The 17,195-nt window shown below is 72.9% G+C and carries 18 protein-coding genes; 3 read left to right on the forward strand and 15 right to left on the reverse strand.

The window, feature by feature from the left end:
• Positions 1 to 16: 16 nt before the first annotated feature.
• The 6 genes from KLP28_16625 to KLP28_16650 all read right to left on the reverse strand — a co-directional run bounded on the left by KLP28_16625 (position 17) and on the right by KLP28_16650 (position 3,792).
• On the reverse strand, positions 17 to 775 hold the full coding sequence (locus tag KLP28_16625) for a MerR family transcriptional regulator (protein ID QWC85120.1): 759 nt from the start codon (positions 773 to 775) through the stop codon (positions 17 to 19).
• Positions 776 to 784: 9 nt separating this feature from the next.
• Positions 785 to 1,327 carry a zinc-ribbon and FHA domain-containing protein gene (locus KLP28_16630; GenBank protein ID QWC85121.1) on the reverse strand — a complete coding sequence of 181 codons (543 nt, stop codon included), beginning with the start codon at positions 1,325 to 1,327 and terminating at the stop codon, positions 785 to 787.
• Between the two features lie 199 nt (positions 1,328 to 1,526).
• The gene (gcvH, locus tag KLP28_16635) at positions 1,527 to 1,904 is read right to left on the reverse strand and encodes a glycine cleavage system protein GcvH (GenBank protein ID QWC85122.1); all 378 of its coding nucleotides are present in this window, start codon (positions 1,902 to 1,904) and stop codon (positions 1,527 to 1,529) included.
• A gap of 39 nt (positions 1,905 to 1,943) precedes the next feature.
• The gene (locus tag KLP28_16640) at positions 1,944 to 2,639 is read right to left on the reverse strand and encodes a DUF881 domain-containing protein (protein ID QWC85123.1); all 696 of its coding nucleotides are present in this window, start codon (positions 2,637 to 2,639) and stop codon (positions 1,944 to 1,946) included.
• On the reverse strand, positions 2,636 to 2,968 hold the full coding sequence (locus KLP28_16645; GenBank protein QWC85124.1) for a small basic family protein: 333 nt from the start codon (positions 2,966 to 2,968) through the stop codon (positions 2,636 to 2,638). Before KLP28_16645 ends, KLP28_16640 begins: the two co-directional genes overlap by 4 nt.
• The gene (locus KLP28_16650; protein ID QWC85125.1) at positions 2,965 to 3,792 is read right to left on the reverse strand and encodes a DUF881 domain-containing protein; all 828 of its coding nucleotides are present in this window, start codon (positions 3,790 to 3,792) and stop codon (positions 2,965 to 2,967) included. The genes KLP28_16645 and KLP28_16650 overlap by 4 nt, the downstream gene beginning before the upstream one ends.
• 290 nt (positions 3,793 to 4,082) lie before the next feature.
• Here KLP28_16650 and KLP28_16655 point away from each other — a divergent pair, with 290 nt between their 5' ends.
• Positions 4,083 to 6,263 (forward strand): hypothetical protein, encoded by a 2,181-nt coding sequence (locus tag KLP28_16655; GenBank protein QWC85126.1) that lies wholly within the window; start codon positions 4,083 to 4,085, stop codon positions 6,261 to 6,263.
• A 426-nt stretch (positions 6,264 to 6,689) separates the two neighbouring features.
• Here the strand turns inward: KLP28_16655 and KLP28_16660 are convergent, their stop codons facing one another.
• Positions 6,690 to 8,087 carry a glycosyl hyrolase family 3 gene (locus KLP28_16660; GenBank protein QWC85127.1) on the reverse strand — a complete coding sequence of 466 codons (1,398 nt, stop codon included), beginning with the start codon at positions 8,085 to 8,087 and terminating at the stop codon, positions 6,690 to 6,692.
• A complete protein-coding gene (locus KLP28_16665) occupies positions 8,026 to 8,766 on the reverse strand; it encodes an enoyl-CoA hydratase (protein QWC85128.1) in 741 nt (246 codons plus the stop codon). The genes KLP28_16660 and KLP28_16665 overlap by 62 nt, the downstream gene beginning before the upstream one ends.
• A gap of 108 nt (positions 8,767 to 8,874) precedes the next feature.
• On the opposite strand from KLP28_16665, the gene KLP28_16670 reads away from it, so the two are divergent.
• A complete protein-coding gene (locus tag KLP28_16670) occupies positions 8,875 to 9,951 on the forward strand; it encodes a lipase (GenBank protein QWC85129.1) in 1,077 nt (358 codons plus the stop codon).
• A gap of 151 nt (positions 9,952 to 10,102) precedes the next feature.
• The gene (locus KLP28_16675) at positions 10,103 to 11,443 is read left to right on the forward strand and encodes an MFS transporter (protein ID QWC87059.1); all 1,341 of its coding nucleotides are present in this window, start codon (positions 10,103 to 10,105) and stop codon (positions 11,441 to 11,443) included.
• Positions 11,444 to 11,499: 56 nt separating this feature from the next.
• On the opposite strand, the gene KLP28_16680 is transcribed toward KLP28_16675, so the two are convergent.
• From KLP28_16680 to KLP28_16710, 7 genes are all read right to left on the reverse strand, one after another.
• Complete coding sequence (locus KLP28_16680) at positions 11,500 to 12,387, reverse strand: aldo/keto reductase (GenBank protein ID QWC85130.1); 888 nt, start codon at positions 12,385 to 12,387, stop codon at positions 11,500 to 11,502.
• A 28-nt stretch (positions 12,388 to 12,415) separates the two neighbouring features.
• Entirely contained in the window at positions 12,416 to 13,438 is a 1,023-nt protein-coding gene (locus KLP28_16685; protein ID QWC85131.1) for a mechanosensitive ion channel, read from the reverse strand.
• A complete protein-coding gene (locus KLP28_16690; protein QWC85132.1) occupies positions 13,432 to 14,118 on the reverse strand; it encodes a hypothetical protein in 687 nt (228 codons plus the stop codon). Before KLP28_16690 ends, KLP28_16685 begins: the two co-directional genes overlap by 7 nt.
• A gap of 28 nt (positions 14,119 to 14,146) precedes the next feature.
• On the reverse strand, positions 14,147 to 14,590 hold the full coding sequence (locus KLP28_16695; GenBank protein QWC85133.1) for a MarR family transcriptional regulator: 444 nt from the start codon (positions 14,588 to 14,590) through the stop codon (positions 14,147 to 14,149).
• Between the two features lie 74 nt (positions 14,591 to 14,664).
• Positions 14,665 to 15,066 (reverse strand): DUF2237 domain-containing protein, encoded by a 402-nt coding sequence (locus KLP28_16700; protein QWC85134.1) that lies wholly within the window; start codon positions 15,064 to 15,066, stop codon positions 14,665 to 14,667.
• A gap of 22 nt (positions 15,067 to 15,088) precedes the next feature.
• Entirely contained in the window at positions 15,089 to 15,919 is an 831-nt protein-coding gene (locus KLP28_16705; GenBank protein QWC85135.1) for an alpha/beta hydrolase, read from the reverse strand.
• Between the two features lie 20 nt (positions 15,920 to 15,939).
• Positions 15,940 to 17,190 (reverse strand): NADH:flavin oxidoreductase/NADH oxidase family protein, encoded by a 1,251-nt coding sequence (locus KLP28_16710; GenBank protein QWC85136.1) that lies wholly within the window; start codon positions 17,188 to 17,190, stop codon positions 15,940 to 15,942.
• Positions 17,191 to 17,195: the final 5 nt, after the last annotated feature.

Here is a 17,195-nt window from a genome sequence, read left to right on the forward strand (position 1 = left end):
CGGGGTCATCCGACGCTCACCTGCCGAGGTCCCGCACCTTGTCGCGCAGCACGGCGCCGTAGAACCTCACCATGAGCGAGGCGAGCTCGCCCGTGGCCTGCTCGGCGCGCGCCGCCGCGTCGGGCTCGCGTCCACGCCGGACGGTGGAGACGATCTGGTCGATCGTGCCCACGTCGCGGTCGGCGGCCGTCCGGAACATGCGCAGGTGACGCGGCCCGATGCCGTACGCCGCCAGCTCGCCGGCGACCGTGGCGACGTCGAGGGCGTCGGAGTCGTAGTGCCCACCCGGTCCGGGCACCACCAGCTTCGTGTCCTCCAGCTCACGCAGGAGGTCCTCGTCCACTGCCGCGGCCTGCAGCAGCTCGCTGCGCGAGACCCGGAGCCGCGAGCGTTCACCGGTGAACGAGCCGGGCGCCGTCAGCGCCGCACCCGCGTCACGGGCCTCCTCCGGCACCTGCGGCTCGCCGGCCACCAGCGGCGGCGGGGCGAGCCCGCGGTCCATGGCGTCCAGGTGCTCCCGGATCACCTTCAGAGGGAGGTAGTGGTCGCGCTGGGCGGTCAGCACGTACCGCAGCCGGTCGACGTCGGCCCGGCTGAACTTGCGGTAGCCCGAGGAGGTGCGTTCGGGCTCGACCAGCCCCTCGGACTCCAGGAAGCGAATCTTGGAGATCGTCAGCCCGGGGAAGTCGGGCCCGAGCTCGGCGATCACCTCACCGATGCTCACCCGCTGCCTCATGCCGGTCGGCCGGGCCGCCCTGGCGCTCGCCTCACTCATGCGACCGCCTCAGCCCCGGCGCGAGCTGGCGAAGTAGACCAGCCGGAACTTGCCGATCTGGACCTCGTCACCACCTTGCAGCACGACGTCGTCGATGCGGTCCCGGTTGACGTAGGTGCCGTTGAGGCTGCCGGCGTCGCGGACCCGGAACCCGTCCCCTTCCCGCAGGAACTCCGCGTGCCGCCGCGAGACCGTCACGTCGTCGAGGAAGATCTCGCAGTCGGGGTGACGTCCCGCCGCGACGGTGTCGGTGTCGAGCAGGAACCGGCTGCCGGCGCCCGGCCCCCGCTGCACCACGAGCAGCGCGGACCCGCGTGGGAGCGCGTCGACCGCGGCCGCGTCAGCGGGTGCCAGCTCACGCTCGCCGGTCTCGGTCACGCTCTGGGGCTCGCCGAAGGTGATCGTCGCGGTGTTCTCCGAGGGCCGCCCCACCGGCTCCCTCGGCTGCTCGGCGGCCGCCCCGGCGTCCGGCGTCACGAGTCGCGTGCCGCACTGGGCGCAGAAGCGCGCGTCGTCGGGGTTGCGGTTCCCGCACTGGGTGCAGAACGGCATGCGCTGGACCTTCCTCCGGCCTTCCGGCCCTCGCGGACGGACGTCGTCTCGACGGCAGGCACCCTCACGTGCCAGTCGAGGTTGATGGTTCGCGTCAACCTACCAACGTGAAAGGACGGCTCACCACAGGCGCACGGCGTGCCGGGGCGCGTGTCCGTCGACAACCCTCGACCTCACGTCGAGGTCCAGGGTGGAGGGGTCAGTGCGAGACGAGTGCCGCGTACGCATCGGCGTCGAGCATCGCGGGGAGCTCGCCGGCGACCTCGACCTCGAGCAGCCAGCCTTCGCCGTACGCGTCGGAGTTCACCAGCTCGGGGGTGCCCTCGAGCTGGTCGTTGCGCGCCGTGACCGTGCCGCTCACCGGCGCGTAGACCTCGCTGACGGACTTCGTCGACTCCAGCTCACCGATGGCCTCGCCCGCGGTGACCTCGGTGCCCACCTCGGGCAGCTCGACGTAGACGATGTCGCCGAGGGAGTCCTGTGCGTAGTCGGTGATGCCGAGGCGGACGCTGCCCCCACCCTCGGGCGTGCGCACCCACTCGTGCTCCTCGGTGTAGGACAGGTCCTGCGGGATCACGGCGCCTCCTGGTGCGGGGTGTCGGTCGACCTCTGCAGGCTAGTCCACGACGGCGTCGACCCTGACCTCACCGAGCTGCTCGACGTCGACCGTGCCGCCGCGCGCCAGCACGTCGTCGATGAACCCGCCGGTGAAGTCCAGACCACCGGCCAGCGTGCCCGGTTCGCCGATGGCCTCGAGCACGTACGGCGGCCTCACGAGCTGCCCGTCCACCACCACGCCCTCGGGGTCGTCCTCGAACCACGACGACGCCACGAGCCGGATGCGCTGGTCGACCTCGATGACCTCGGCGCCGGAGTCGCGCAGCTCCTGGACCGCGTTCAGCAGCTGGTTGATGCCCACGGCCCCCTCCGCGTCCTCCACGCTCACGCGGACGCCCGGACCGACCGCGGGCACGGTGCCGGCCAGCACCCCGAGCCGGTACGCCTCCTCCCGGGACCGCCGCAGCGCCGCGGCGCGGGAGTCGAAGCTGTTCGACAGCGCCTCGCGGTCGCGTTCCAGCTCGGCGATCTCGGTCTCGAGCCGCTCACGCGCCGCCGCCTGGCCCGCCAGGAGCGACACGAGCTCGTCGGTGCGGGCATCGGTGTAGGCGGCCTCGTCCGAGCGCGAAGTGATCTGCGTGGCAGCCGCCAGACCGAGCGCCCCGAGCAGGACCGCCACCACGAGCTGCCGCCCCCGGGAGCGGGGCGGGCCGGACGGGCCGGACGCCCCCTCGGACGGGTCGTGGGCGCTCATGCGTGCAGCAGGTGGCGCCGGATGGCGGCGACGTTGGTGAAGATGCGGATGCCGAGCACCACCACGACACCCGTGGAGAGCTGACCACCGACGCCGAGCTGGTCGCCGAGGAAGACGATCAGTGCCGCGATGACCACGTTGGAGACGAAGGAGACCACGAACACGCGGTCGTCGAAGATGCCGTCGAGGTGGGCGCGGAGGCCGCCGAAGGCGGCGTCCAGCGCGGCCACCACGGCGATCGGCAGGTACGGCTCGAGGGCGGCCGGCACCTCCGGCTGCAGCACGAGGCCCACCACCACGCCCACGACGAGCCCGAGCACGGCGATCACGGTGTCCTCCCCTCGACGGGCCCGGGTGCGGTCAGGGCGACCGCCTGTCGCAGTCCCAGCCGCTGTGCGGGCGGGACCGACAGCCGCTCGCGCGGCTCGACCTCGAGGATGACACCCACCGCCTGCTCCAGCTCGTACCAGTACCTGCCGTGTGTCGAGGTCACGAAGCCCGTCTCGAGCTCGTTCGCGTCTCCGAGCGCGATCACCTCGTACGGCGGTCGCACCGAGCGGTAGTCGACGGTGACAGCCTCACCGGCCGTACGGATCGAGCTGAGGGCGCTCAGCCGGACGCCGTTGACCGCGACCGCCCGTGCGCCGGCCGTCCAGAGACCGTTCACCAGACGCTGGAGGTCCTTGTCCAGGACGCGCTGCTCCACCGCGTCCGCGTCCGGCGCGTCGTCGGCGACCACGAGCAACCCGGGACCGCTCTCCGGTCTGGCCGCTGCGAGACGCTCCGCGCGCTGCTCCTGGGTCAGGACGCGCAGCCGGTCGGCGGCGAGGGCCGAGGCATCGTCGGAGAGTCGGCGCAGGTCCCGCTCGAGGCCCGCCAGACGCGTACGCCGGGCCGCGAGCCCGTCCTGTCCTTCCGCGAGCTGCGCGACGAGGTCGGCCCTGCCCTGACGGGCTGCCGGCTCGCTGCGGGCGGTCTGCACGATGCCGACCGCGGTCATGATGCCGAGCAGGACCACCACGAGCAGCCGCAGCCCCGGCCGGGGCGGACGTCCACCCTGATCCGCGGCCCTGGCGTAGTCGGCGTCGAGGGCGGTGTCGGCGAGCATGTCCAACAGGGCCGGGGAGTGCCGGGTGGCGGACGGAGACTCCACAGCCACCTCCCTGGTCGATCGGACCCGGCGCGTCGAGGGACCGGTCGGTCACCAGCGTAGGCACCGAGACGTCCGGGTCGTACCGGACACCCGGGGATCCTCCGCACCACTCGCCCGGAGCTCACCATCGCGACGTCGTGGGACGAACCGGGAGGAGCCGGCAGCCCTGCGGACCAGACCACGGGCATCGGACGGTAAACCCTTCGCGATCCGGCCCGGGGGACCCCGTCGCGCGCCTACCGTCGAGACGTCGATCGCGGGTCTCGTGTCGATCGCGTGGAGGAGGGGTCATGGGTCAGGTCGCGCGGCGGACGCGGCGCACGCTCGCCATCGCGGTCCCGGTCGCCCTGGTCGCCGGCGCCGGAGCCCTGACCCTGGCCGAGCGCGAGGCACTGGCCTGCCAGGACCCGCTCTTCGACCGGCCGGTGCCGATGGCGAAGGCCCTCGCCTCGTCGCAGGTCGACGACCGCGCGCTCGCTCGTGCCAACCGGACCTCGGTCAGCTCGCTGGACTCGCGCGCGCGAGCCGACGTCGGGGCCCTGTGGGCGGACCGCTGCGGCCTCGCCTTCTACGTCGACGAGGCGACGCCCGCGTACGCCCAGGAGGACCGGACCGAGGTGGTCGGGGCGGCGGACGTCGGTGCCCCCATGGCCCTCGCGCCGCTGGACTCGACCTTCACCCTGCAGTCACGGCCGGGTGCGTCCCGCACGATCTATCTCGACTTCGGCGGTGACCGTGTCACCGAGACGGCGTGGAACGAGAGCTACGGCAGCTCGATCGCGGTGAGCGCCTACTCCCTCGATGACCGTGCCGACGACGCCTTCAGCGACGCCGAGCTCCGCGAGATCCAGCGCGCCTGGCAGGTCGTCTCGGAGGACTACGCCCCCTTCGACGTCAACGTCACGACCCGTGAGCCGGCGTCCGACGCCCTGCGTCGCGACTCCTCGACCGACCTCGCGTACGGGGTCCGTGTGCAGGTCACCGGCGGCGGGCCCATCTTCGACGCCTGTCGCTGCGGTGGCGTGGCGTACGTCAACACCTTCAACGTCGCCGGACCGCGGCGCGAGTACTACGGGCCGGCCTGGGTTTTCACGAACGGCACCGGGACCAGCGGCAAGAGCGTGGGCGAGGCGATCTCGCACGAGGTCGGTCACAACTTCGGGCTCAGCCACGACGGCACGTCCGACCGCGGCTACTACGGCGGAGCGGACCCGTGGGCTCCCGTGATGGGCGTCGGCTACTACCAGCCGATGTCCCAGTGGTCCGCAGGCGAGTACGGCGGCGCCAACCAGGACCAGGACGACCTCCAGATCATCGGCACCGGCGCGCCCCTGCTCGTCGACGACCACGGCGGCACCCCCTCGACCGCCACGCCGCTGTCCGGACTGTCGAGCACCGTCCGCGGCCTCATCTCCACCCGCGACGACGTGGACGCCTTCCGCATCGAGGCCGCCGGCCGCACCAGGATCAGCGTCACCCCGGCCGCCGCCTTCGCCAACCTCGACATCGAGCTCACCGTGCTCGATGCCGACGGCCGCCGCATCGCACGGGTCGACCCACCGGTCGCCCGCTCCTCCGCCAGCGACGCCGGCGGGCTCGGCGCGACCTGGACCGGCGACATCGCACCCGCAGGTACGACGCTCACCGCGCAGGTGGACGGTGTCGGCCACGGCGACCCCCGCCGCGAGGGCGGCTACTCCGACTACGGCTCCCTGGGCCGCTACGCCCTCACCGTGACCACCCAGGCGCCGCAGACGCCTGCGCCGGCGCCGGAACCCGAGCCCGAGGACGCGCAACCGCCGGCGTCCGGCACCTCCTCGGACCCTGACGACAACACGGTGAACGAGCCCGGGACCGAGCCCGGCCCCGAGCCGGGGACCGAGCCCGAACCCGGGTCCTCCCCCGCACCGGACCCCCTGGGCCTCGACGTCCTGCTGCCCGGAAAGGTCGTCCAGAACCAGGCGTACGACGCTGCCGCCGGCAGAGCCTGGGGAGGTGAGGCGCCCTACCTCTGGTCCGCGACGGGTCTCCCGGACGGCCTGACGATGACGCCGGCCGGCACGGTGAGGGGCGCCCCGACCGCGCCTGGCGTCTACACCCCGGCCGTGACCGTCACCGACGCCGGCGGCACCCGACGCACGCAGTCCTCGCGTCTGCTCGTGCAAGCGGCCGAGCCCCTGACCCTGCGGCGCACCGGGATGCTCCCCGCGGCGAAGCAGCGCACCCGCTACCGCGCGCTGCTCGCCGTCGACGGCGGCGTCGAGGCGCGCACCTGGACCGTGCAGGGGCGCCTCCCCCGCGGCCTGCGGCTGCGCACGAACAGTGCCGGGACGCTCGCGGTCGTCAAGGGCCGTCCTCGCCGCGCGGGCGTCCAGTCCTTCCGGCTGCGCGTCACCGACGTGACGGGCGCATCCGTCGTCGGCGGCTTCCAGCTGGCCGTGGAGAAGAAGCGTCGCGTCCGTCGTCGCTGAACCGTCCCGAGTCCGGGTGCTAGTCCCAACGGGTGGTGCGGGCCGTGGGCCAGACCAGCCCGCCGACACTGCTTAGTGATCATTCCGAGACATGCGGACCGCGACTTGCCGCGAAATCCCGCACGCATGCCGGCCGATGACGTGTCATGTAACTCACACGCTTCCATCGGGAGCACGAGCACATCACGGCGATGTCACGGACGACATCAGGGAGAGATCATGCACACCACTGTCACCACGCGCTCAGGTCGCGCGACCATCCCGGCACAGCCGGGCCCCACCTCCGTCGTCGACGCGACGGCGACCTGCGGCTGCGGCCAGGCCCTCGACAACCGTCACCAGCGCTGCACGCGTTGCGGTCGCTGAGTCACCGGCTCACCCGGGCTGACCCCGGCTGATCCCGGCAAGCCTCAGCAGCCGACGGCGTCAGCCGTCGAGCGCGGCCGCCGCCTCCTGCACGCGGGCTGCCAGGTCTTCCGGCACCGGGACCTGCTCGGCCACCCGCTGCTGCCAGCGCTGCAAGGCCACGACCTTGGCCGCCGCGTCCTCGAGCCGCTCGCGCGACAGCGTGCCGTCCTCGACCGCGGAGACGATCGTCGCGTGCGCCACGTCGCTGTCGATGGGCATCAGCACCAGGTCCGCACCGGCGCGTAAGGCCTGCATGACAGGTCGTGTCCTGCTGCTGACCGCCCCCATGCCCATCGAGTCGGTGATCGCGACGCCCTCGAAGCCGACGTCCTCCCGCAGGAAGCGGTAGACCCTCGAGGCGATGCTCGCCGGACGACCGGGCGCCAGCGCGTCGACGGCGATGTGGCTCATCATCACCGATGTCGCGCCGTCCGCGGCCGCGGCCCGGAAGGGAACCAGCTCGCGCTCCTCCAGCGCCGCGCGCGAGAGACCGAGCTCGGGCAGCGTCAGGTGGGAGTCCGCGGTCACGCCGCCGTGGCCGGGGAAGTGCTTGACCGTCGCGACGACGCCGACGTCGTCGTAGCCGGCGACGGCCGCGCTGACCGCCTCCGCGGCGATCTCGGGGTCCGTGGAGGGTGAGCGCGACCCGATGGTGACGTCGCCGGAGCCGATCGTCACATCGGCCACGGGCGCGAAGACCCACGTGAATCCGAGGTCGCGCAGCTCCAGCGCGAGCGCCGCTGCCGCCTCGCGCACGACGCGCCGTCCCGTCCGCGACTGCTCCTCGATGCGTTCCCCCGCCTCGGCGAAGGCGGGGAAGCCGGTGGCGATGCCGCGGAGGTGCGAGACGACGCCACCCTCCTCGTCGACCCCGATCACGGCAGGGAAGTCGCGGCCGTCGGCGGCGACGGCCTCACTGACCGCAGCGGTCGTCGCCCGCACCTGCGCCTCGTCGACGGCGTTCTCGGCGGTCACCGAGACCCCGGCGAGGTGCAGCCGCTCGACCATCTCGGCCGGGATGCTCGGGTCGGTGCCGTAGTAGCGACCGACGATCACCTGGCCCGCGAGCCGGTCGAGCTCCCAGTCGGCGACCTCGGCGCGGGCCTGCGCCAGCTCGCTCTCGGTGGGGCCCCACCCCGTGGGCGCGTCCGGGTCCGCCGGGGCAGCCGCGTCCTCACCGTCGGAGCCGTCGGAGCCGTCGGACTCGTCGGGAGCTCCGGCGGACTCGGTCGCCGCCGTCGGGTCGCCCCCCGTCGGGGTGGCCGTGCCCCCGGGGCTCTCGGCGGGAGTCCCCGCGCAGGCCGTGGCCAGGGCCAGGGAACCGACCGCGAGCGCGATCCTCGTACGCCGCACCTCAGTGGCCCTCGAACGCGGGGACGCGCTTCTCGGACCGCGCCGCGGCGGCCTCGGCGACATCGGCGCTGGACCAGCAGCGCGAGAACGACCGTCCGATCTCGTCGTCGAGCTCGGAGGGGCTGCGGTCCTCACGGCGGTCGGCGTTCAGGACCAGCTTGTTGTGGGCCAGCGTCAGGGGGGCGAGCGCGGCGATCTCGTGAGCCCAGGCGACGGCGTCGCCGAGGTCGCCACGCCGGTCGACCAGGCCGGTGGCGGTGGCTTCCTCGACGTCCAGCTGCTCAGCAGCGAGCATCAGCCGACGGGCGGGACCGTGACCGGCCAGGGCAGCGAGCGTACGGATGGTCCAGGCGTCGACCGCCATGCCGTTGCGGGCCGTCGGCACGGCGAACCGCGCCGTCGCAGCAGCCACGCGCAGGTCGCAGGCCATCGCCAGCTGGGTGCCGGCTCCGATGGCGGGCCCGTTCACTGCCGCGATCAGCGGGACCGGCAGTGCCGTGAGCCGGTGGAGCATGCCGTACAGGGCCTCGAGGAACGCGTCGCCGTACACACCGCCGAGGTCGGCGCCCGAGCAGAACGAGCTGCCCTCCCCCGTCACCACCAGCACCCGGGCACCGGCGTCGACCTCGCGGTCCACGGTCTCGTGGATGGCCGTGCACAGGTCCAGGTCCAACGCGTTGCGACGGTGCTCGCGCTGCAGGGTCAGGATCGAGACGCGGTCCTCGCGCCGGGTGCTGAGCATGCGCACCACTCTAGGAGCGGGACCGGCTCGCGCCACGTCGGCGCGTGTCGGGACCGCGCCGCCCGGTGGGGCGTGTGACAGGCCTCACCCGGTGGGACGATGTCCGACATGGTCTCCTCCGCTCGGGTCCCCGGCGTCCTCGTCGCGGTGCTGGCTCTCGCCGCCTCGCTGCTGACGGTGCTCTGGTCCGCCTCCCCCGCCACCGCCTCTCCCGCCACCACCTCTCCCGCCACCGCGACCACCGCGACCACCCAGGCCGCCAGGACGGCACGCGGACCCGCTTACTCTGTGCCCGTCTCGACGCTGCGTGAGGCCTTCAGCTGCCGTGGCCGCCTCCGCGGCGCCGACCGCCAGCCGGTGCTCCTGGTCCACGGCACCGCGTTCACCGCGGACGTGAACTTCGACTGGAACTACGAGCGGGCACTCCCCCGCCGCCTCGGACGGGTGACGTGCACGGTCGACCTGCCCGGCAGCGGCATGCTCGACGTCGCCGACAACGCCGAGTACGTCACCTACGCGATCCGTCGCATGAACCGGCGCAGCGACCGCCTCGTCGACGTCGTCGGCTACAGCCAGGGCGGCATGCTCCCCCGGTGGTCGCTGACGTACTGGCCGGACACCCGCGACCGTGTCGACGACGTCGTCGGCATCGACCCGTCCAACCACGGCACCCTGGACTCCCAGCTGATCTGCCAGCCGCTGGTCGGCTGCCCCGCCGCGTTCTGGCAGCAGGCCAGCTTCAGCGACTTCATCACGACCCTCAACGCGGGCCGCGAGACATTCCCGGGCATCGACTACACGGTCGTCTACACGATCACCGACGAGGTGGTGACGCCGAACCTGCCGCCCGTGGCGTCCTCGGAGCTGCGGGGCCCGGCCGACCGCGTCACGAACATCGCCGTCCAGCAGCTCTGTCCCGTGCACGTGGCCGAGCACCTCTCGATGGGCACCACCGACCCCGTGGGGTACGCGGTGGTCGCCGACGCCCTGCGCTTCCGCGGGCCCGCCGACCCGGACCGCGTGGTGTCGCGGGACCCGCGGTTGTGCCTGCGCGACGTCATGCCGGGGGTCCGCCGCGTCCAGCTGCCGGTGAACGTCCTCCGCGTCACCGAGCAGATCGCCTCGGCCGTTGCGCTCGCCCCGCGGGTGCGTCGGGAGCCGCGGCTCCCGGCGTACGCCAGATGATGACGCCCGTCACCACGTGACGGGGTCTCCGCACGGGTAGTCGGAGCGGGTGAAGGAACGACCCGAGCACGCCCAGGGCACGGCTGCCACCGCCGAAGACCCGGATCCGAGGCGATGGCGGATCCTCGCCGTCACCCTGTTCGTCATCTTCATGGCGCTGCTCGACGTCACCATCGTGAACATCGCGATCCCCTCGATCCGGCAGTCGCTCGACGCGAGCCCCGCGACCATCCAGTGGGTCGTCAGCGGCTACGCGCTGACCTTCGGGCTCACGCTGGTCATGGGTGGTCGTCTGGGGGACGCGTACGGCAGACGCCGCCTGCTCCTGATCGGTCTCGTCGTCTTCGTCGGTGCCTCGGCGGCAGCCGGGCTCGCGACCTCCACGGGCATGCTCATCGCGGCGCGCCTGGTGCAGGGCGTCGGGTCCGGGATGCTGGCACCGCAGAACGCAGGGCTGATCCAGTCGCTGTTCTCCGGCGCCGAGCGGGGCAAGGCCTTCGGGCTCTTCGGGTTCACCGCCGAGCTGGCAGCCGCCACAGGGCCCCTGCTCGGTGGTCTGCTCATCTTCGCCCTCGGCGAGGCCGACGGGTGGCGCTGGGTGTTCCTGGTCAACGTGCCGATCGGAGTCCTCGGGTTCGCCGCCATCTGGCGGGTCGTGCCGCGCCGCGTCGAACCCCCAGGCGACACGTCGTTGGACCCGGTGGGCTCCTTGATCCTCGGTGTCACCGTGCTGTGCCTGATGTTCCCCGTCATCAGCGTCGAGGCCGGTCTCGTGCTCCCCCTCCTCCTGCTGCTGGGCGTACCGGTGGGGGTGTGGGCCTTCGTGCACTGGGAGCGTCGGGTCAAGGCGGTCGGCGGCATGCCCCTGCTGGACATCGACCTGCTGCGGCGTACGCCCGGCTACGGCGACGGCATGACCGTCGCCGCGCTGTACTTCACCGGTTTCACCGGTGTGATCCTGGTGCTCTCCGTCTGGCTGCAGGAGGGGTTGGGCGCCACGGCCCTGCGTGCCGGCGCCGCGCTGGCCGCCTTCGCGACCGGCGCCGCCATCGCGGCGCCCCTCGCCGGCCGGGCCACGTCGCGCCTGGGCCGCCCGCTGACGATCGTCGCCCTCGTGATCATCATCGTCGGCCTCAGCGGTGTCGGACTGCTGGCACCGGATCGGCTCGAGGGCTGGGGGTGGGTCCAGGTGGGGGTCCCGCTCTTCGTCGCCGGGGTCGGCGGCGGCTGCCTCATCTCCCCCAACACCACCCTGACGCTCGACAACGTGCCCACGGAGATGGGCGGCGCGGCCAGCGGCGCGCTGCTCACGGGCAACCGGGTCGGCGGCGCGATCGGCACCGCGCTGCTGCTCACCGTCTACACCACGACGGTCTCCGGCACCGCGCCCGACACGGCGCTGCGGCTGGCCCTGGGGGTGGGCGTCGCGACGCTCGCGCTCGCGCTGGTGGTGGCCGTCCGCGCCTGGCGTCACGACGAGGCCCCCGGCTGAGCTGTGGGGGTCCGCCCCGGCCGGACCCGCTCGGCCCGGCTCGGCTCGGCTCGGCTCTACATCTCCTCGTGCGTGTCGGGGTCGCCCCCGAAGAGACGCCCGTCGTCCCGGCCGAGCCGGCAGATGCCCGCCATCTCGTGCTCGGTGAGCTCGATGTCGAAGACGTCGAGGTTCTGTCGCTGCCGCACGGGGTCGCCGGACTTCGGCACCGGCACGGTGCCGAGCTGCACGTGCCAGCGCAGGATGACCTGCGCCGGGGTGACGCCGAGCCGCATGGCGGCCTGGGCGACCGCCTCCTCCTCGAACGGCGCGTCCCGCTTGCCCAACGGGCTCCAGGCCTCGGTGCGGATGCCGCGCTCCTCGTGGTCGGCGCGCTGCGGCCCCTGGGGGAAGAGCGGGTGCAGCTCGATCTGGTTGACCACCGGGACCACCCCGGAGTCCTCGATGATCGCGTCGAGGTGCTCGGCGGTGAAGTTCGAGACGCCGACGGAACGGATGAGCCCGCGGTCCCGACAGTCCACCAGGGCCTGCCAGGCCTCGCGGTAACGTCCCACGCTCGGGTTCGGCCAGTGGATGAGGTGCAGATCGAGGTAGTCGGTGCCCAACCGCTCCAGCGACGCCTCCACGGAGGCGACGGCGTCGTCGTACGCGTGGTGCCGGCCGGGCAGCTTGCTGGTGAGGAACACGTCCTCCCGGGCGACCCCCGACCGGCGTACTGCCTGTCCGACCGCGTCCTCGTTCTCGTAGTTCACCGCGGTGTCGACCAGGCGGTAGCCCAGGCTCAACGCCGACATCACGGCCTCGACGCACTCCTCGCCGCGCATCGGGTAGGTGCCCAGCCCGATCGCGGGGATGCTGCGGTCGTCGAGCAGCTGGTGGGTGGGGACGGCCCAGGGATCGCCTTGTTCGTCACCGACGGCGGCGCCGTTCTCGATGTCGCTCATGGGCGCAGCGTCCCCCGACCCGGGGTGGCTACTCGCTCTCGAACGCCGGCAGGTCCCCCGCCTCCGACCTCACGTCCTCGATCGCGTCGTTGGCCGGCGGATCCTCGGACGCGGCGGACGCAGGAGGTCCCGTCGTGCCCGTCCCGGTCTCCTCGGGTCGCTCCAGGTTCAGCGCCTCGAGCGCGTCGTCCTCCGCGAGCCCGAAGAACGAGCGCACGTTCAGGTCTCGCTGCGGGAAGGGGATCTCGAGCTCCCGCTCGGCCAGCGCGGTGTGCAGTGCCCAGTTGTAGGCCGCCTTCACCGCCGCCGGTCGCTTGGTCGCCTCGGCGTTGAGCCACACGACGAGCTCGAAGTTCAGCGAGGAGTCCCCGAACTCGCTCAGCCACACCTGCGGTCGGCGGGCCCCCTCCAGGGCCAGCGTGAAGGGCACCTCACCTGCGGCCTTCAGCGCCGCCTCCTTCACGACCTCCTTGTCGGTGCCGTACGCCACCCCGAAGGGGATGCGCATGCGACGCGACACCTCGCGGTAGGTCCAGTTGACGACACGTCCCTCCACGAACTCCGAGTTCGGCACCAGGATGTCGATGTTGTCGTTGGTGACGATGGTGGTCGACCTGATCTTGATGTCGCGGACCTCGCCGGTCACCCCGGACTCGAGCTCGACGAAGTCGCCCACCTTCAGCGACTTGTCGAAGAGCAGGATGAGCCCGGAGATGAAGTTCGAGAAGATCGTCTGCAGACCGAAGCCGAGGCCGATGCCCAGCGCGCCGGCGACGACCGCGAGCCGCGAGATCGGCACGCCGAGCAGGCTGATCGCGACGAAGAAGCCCAGTGCGAGCAGCGTGTAGGTGCCGATGCGCTGCACCGTGTAGAGGGTCGAGCGGTACTGCTGGCCGCGGCCGCGTCGGTAGCGCCGGATCGAGCGCCGCATCGCCAGGATCAGCACGCCGGTCACGAGCAGCGCCACCAGGGCGGCCGCGACACTGCCGGTGGTGATGACCGTCTGTCCGAACCGGAACAGCTCCTGCCCGAGGAAGAGCGTGGTCAGCACGGCAGCTCCCGCGCAGGCAGCGGACCCAGCAGGGTGAAGGCCGCGAGCACGTCGTCGAGATCGCCCCGCACCGTCCAGCGGCGCAGCTGCCTCTCCGTCCGACGGGTCGTCAGGGCCCGGGCGATGTCGAAGTCCTCGGCGTGCAGCTCGACGTCGGCGCTCTCCACCGGGCCGTCGTGGGAGGTCCATGTGGCGGTCGGGGAGACGAGTGCCAGCGACGGACCCGCCGCGAGGGCGGGCCGGACGCGCTCGAGCATCCTCTCGGTGACCCAGGCGAGGCCTGGGTCGTGCTGGGCGCCGGGGCGGCCGACGGCCCCGCGCAGGTCGTGCTCGTGGATGGTGACGTCGGCGAGGGGCCGCGCCCCGTGCTCACGCATGTGGCCCATGAGCCCTGGGGCGAGGTCGCGCCACTCCCCGACGAGCTGCCCGATGTCACGGCCTGCACGCTCGGTCACGTGCTTCTGCGTCCACCACGGGGCGTGGTCGGGGTCCTCCTCGTCCGCGAGGACGTCGGCGCCCACACCGACCATGTGCGCCAGGAGGTCCCGGACGGTCCAGTCCGGGGTGGCCGGCACCGTACGCGCCGCGGCGTCGGCGTCGAGTCCGAGCGCCAGCACGCACACGCGTTCCTGCGTCTCCCCCCACACGGCGACGGGATCGAGGTCGGCGACGTCGTGCATGGCTCGAGCCTGGCACATCCGCCGGGGGTCAGCCCTGCGCGCTGCGCAGCCGGGCGCTGAGGTCGTGCAGCTGTTCTCGCAGCCGTGCCATCTCCCCCGGCTCGATGTCGACCGCTGCCTCCACCTCGCACCGCACCAGGTTCACGTCGTGCTCGAGGGCGGCGCCGGCCTGGGTGAGGTGCACGTGCACCACCCGCTCATCGGTGCTTGAGCGAACCCGTCGGACGAGTCCCTGGGCCTCGAGGCGCTTCAGCAGCGGCGACAGGGTGCCCGAGTCGAGGTTGAGACGGTCCCCCAGGCTGCTGACCGTGGCCTCGGAGTCCGCCCACAGCACGAGCAGCACGACGTACTGGGTGTAGGTGAGCCCGAGCTCCGCCAGCCCGGCTCGGTACTGCCCCATCACGGCCCGCGACGCGTCGTACAACGCGAAGCAGAGCTGGTCCTCCAGAGTCATCTGGTCCTCGGCAGCCATGGGCGCACCCTAGTTGACGGCGCACACGGTTGCAGCGCTGCGCACAGGTTCGTCGCGGCCGGCCTCCACCCGGCTCAGCCGAGGAGCGTCCCGGGGTCCGGAGGCACGTCCACGGCGTACGCGAGGAGGGCCTCGAGACCGACCTGCTCCAGAGCCAGCCGCGGCGTCGCACCGAGCAGGACCGGCGGGGCCACCCCCGCCTCGTACGCCTGACGCCACCTGGTGGCGGGCACGCACCAGCTGTCCCCGGGGGCCAGCCCCGGGAAGCGCGACGGGGTCTGCGGGGTGGACAGCTCGTTGCCGACGGAGCGCTGGTGCCGGAGGAACTCCTGCGTCATCACCGCGCAGACCATCGGCCGAGCAGCGCCGTTCCCCGGACCCGGGTGCCCGCAGGACCGTGCGTCGGCCGACCCTGCGAGCGGCTCGAGCGGGCAGGCGGCCAGACGCTCCCCGAGCACATTGCGTTCGTCGACCACGGGGCTCCGGTGCCCATCCCGGTCAGCCCGGACACCCCCGGGCGATCGTCTCGAGCACGGCCCGGGCGACGTCGTCCGGACGCTCGTCGGGCGTCCAGTGCGAGGCCCCGCCGAGCTCGACGTGGCGGAACGCCCCGCGTACGAACTCCCCGCAGCGGTCGCTGGCCGCTCGGGAGACGGCCTGGTCCTGGCTGCCCCAGACATAGGTCGTCGCGACGTCGACCGCGGGAGTGCGGGCGAGCTCGCCGCCCATCGCGCGGTACCAGCCGAGCGCAGGTGTGAGCGCACCGTCGCGCATCAGCTCGACGTACGCCTCGACGTCCTCGGCCGACACCCGACCGTCGTAGATCTCCCGCAGGCGGCGGGCGTCGTGCTGGAGCAGCGCGGTCTCGCCGTGGCCCGGGGTGCGGAACACCCGCAGGTAGGAGCCGAGCCGCTGCTGCTCCGGGTCGTGGCGGATCGCCCAGCCGTACGCTGCCAGGTGCGGGATCGACAGCGCGGTGAGACTGCGGACCCGCTCGGCGTGATGAGCGGCGAGGTGCCAGCCGAGCGAGGCGCCCCAGTCGTGCCCGACGAGGTGGAAGGTCCCGGCCCCGAGTGCGTCGGCCATGGCCAGCACGTCGTCGGTGAGCTCGCCGATGGCGTACGCCGCGACGTCGTCGGGTCGAGCGTCCGGTGCGTAGCCGCGCTGGTCGGGCGCGGCCAGGAGCAGGTCGTCCCGCGCAGCGAGCAGCCGGTCCACGACGGCGTGCCAGGACCGCGAGGTCTGGGGGAAGCCGTGCAGGAGCAGCACCGGGATGCCGTCGTCGGGTCCCCACAGGTGCAGCGGCAGCGTCCCGACAGGCCGTTCCACGGAGAGGACGCGGTGCCCGGTCACGACGCCTCGCTCCGCTCGACCAGCTTGGCGCGACGGCGACGGCCGCCCAGGCCGCGCACCATCTCACCGAGCACGAACCCCGAGGCCGCCCTGACCGCCGAGAGGTCGGGGTCGGGTTCGCGTCCCTGCCCCATGCGACCGATCTGCGCCTCGTACCACTCCGACTCGCCCGCCATCCCTGCCACGGTCGGGAGGTCGTAGGAGGGCAGCTCGCCACCCTCGTGCCCCTCGAGCAGCTTCGTCGGCAGGTCGGGGTCGATGGCCAGCGGACGACCGAGGCCGATCACGTCGACGTGACCCGAGGCGAGCAGCTCCTCCATGACGCTGCGCGTACGGATGCCGCCGGTCAGCATGATGGGCGTGTCCGGGGCCGCGCCCCGGGCCCGACGCGCGAAGGAGGCGAAGTACGCCTCCTTCTCACCGCGGGCCCGGTCGCTGCGCTGGTCGCCGCTCTCCAGGCCGAAGAGTGCCGGGTCCTCGTAGGTTCCGCCGGAGACCTCCAGCAGGTCGACGCCCTCCTCGACCAGGAGCCCGACGACCTGCTCGGCGTCGTCCTCGGTGAAGCCACCGTGCCGGAAGTCCGAGGAGTTCAGCTTCACCGCCACCGTGCCGTCCCCCACCGCCTCGCGGGAGGCCCGCACGCACGCGAGGAGCGCACGGGCCCGGTCCGCGACCCCGCCGCCCCAGCGGTCCGAGCGCCGGTTGACGCGGGGTGAGAGGAACTGGGCGAGGAGGTACCCGTGGGCGGCGTGCACCTGCACGCCGTCCAGGCCCGCCTCGACGCTGAGGCGCGCGGCCCGGGCGAAGCCGGCGACCACCCGCTCGACCTCCTCGGCACCCAGGGCGCGCGGCTTGCCGAACAGTCCCATCATCGGCACCGCGTCGACCGCGCTCGGGGCCACGGGCTGCCACGCGACGAAGCGGTTGGTCTGGCGCCCCGGGTGGTTCACCTGCGCCAGCACCGGGACGCCCGCCGCGGCCTCGCGCACCGCTGCGAGACGCGAGACATCGAGGTGGTCGTCGGCGACCACGTTGCGGCTGCGCTCGAGGAACCGCCGGTCGACCATCAGGTTGCCGGTGACCAGCAGCCCGGCCCCGCCTCGGGCCCACCGGGCGTACAGGCGCTGCAGGGCCTCGGTGGGCTGGTTGTCGGCATCGGCCAGGTTCTCGGTCATCGCGGCCTTCGCGATCCGGTTCGGCAGCGTGAGTCCACCGGGCAGGCGGAGCGGGTCGGCGAGCTGGGCCATGGAGG

Source organism: Nocardioidaceae bacterium, assembly GCA_018672315.1.
GTDB lineage: Bacteria > Actinomycetota > Actinomycetes > Propionibacteriales > Nocardioidaceae > TYQ2.